Raw genomic sequence first — 1,361 nt, forward strand, 5'->3', positions numbered from 1 at the left:
GCCTGGATCGACGCGGTGCGGCACGAGCACCACCGCTACAGCTTCACGCTGAATTCCCATGCCACGACAGTCAAAATGATCTTTGAGATGGCCGCGCAGGGCCTCGGCTCGACAGCCATCGCCAAAGCGCTCAACACGCAAGAGATCCCCGCGTTCAAGAGCAGCGACGGCTGGTATCAGAGCGTCATCAAGGCGCTGCTCGTTCGCCGCGATGTAATCGGCGAATTCCAGCCGCATCGCCTGATCGATGGTCGGCGCATTGCTGATGGCGATCCGATTGTCGATTATTTCCCCAAGGCTATCGACAGGGGGCTGTTCTCAAAGGTGCAATCGGTCCGCAAACTCTCGGGCAATCCCGGTCGCAAGGGCAAGACCTTTGGCAATCTGCTGACGGGCCTATGTTCATGCGCCCATTGCGGTGGATCGATGAGCCTGAAGCACAACAGGCTCAAAGCGGGTATGGTCGGCTATCTCGCCTGCAACAACCATGTCCGTGGTCAGCGCTGCAAGGATGGCGGCAGGAACTTTCGCTATGGCGCTTTGGAAGACGCCATTCTCGATCATGTGCGGGAACTGGAATTGTCCGATGCTCTCAAACTCCGCCAGAGCAGCGCCGAGATCAAGGCGATCGATGATAGACTGGCGGCCCTCACGGACACGGCAGACGGCCTGCAACGCAAAGAACAGCGATTGATGGCGGCACTGGAAAATGATGGTGATGCCGTCGATGCGATCGTTCAACGGCTAAAGGAACGACAATCGGAACGACAGGCAATGAGAGCGGAAATCGAGACGCTGCGCCAGCAACGCACCGAGCTGATGCGCAAGCTTGACGCGCCGGAACGGCAGGCCGACCTTTTAAAAAGATTGCGCCAACAATGGCAGGCCGAAGCCGACGATCAAATTCGCTATCGGCTTCGCGCTCAGGCGCATACCGCAATCCGTGAGCTTGTCCAGGATATCGTCTTCGACAGTCTCGACAACACCGTGACCCTGGTCATCGCCGACGGCGTCATTGCCTATCGCTTTGCCGAGGGCAAACTGACCGGCCACTATGGGATCATGGGCTATATGCCCCCGCGTAAACGAGCTGCATAGGGGCGAGCTAACTAGAATGCGCCCTGCGGCGCCCGTAGACATGTCACGGAACGCGGCTAGCGTCAGGGCAGCAACGTTATGCTGCAATGGCCACGATGCGCGGCATCGACGCTCTGTGACGCATGCCGAGCAAAGGGCGGTTTGGGTCGCTTGAGATCGGCACGATCTCAACATGACTGGGATGAATGGCGGCTTGAGATGAAAGCGAACACAGGCTATCTGGCGCCAACCGCAAGCGGCATCACCGCGAACAACAGGCGCAT

General features: G+C 58.6%; 1 protein-coding gene. It reads left to right on the forward strand.

Translation table 11 applies throughout. The features are described from left to right. Nucleotides 1–1,098, forward strand: a 1,098-nt coding sequence (locus tag M2360_RS26770; protein ID WP_280778438.1) for a recombinase family protein, incomplete at its 5' end; no start/stop codon positions are given. Between the last annotated feature and the right edge of the window lie 263 nt (nt 1,099–1,361).

Origin of the sequence: Rhizobium sp. SG_E_25_P2 (genome assembly GCF_029892285.1) — a bacterium.
In the GTDB taxonomy this organism is placed as follows: domain Bacteria; phylum Pseudomonadota; class Alphaproteobacteria; order Rhizobiales; family Rhizobiaceae; genus Rhizobium_E.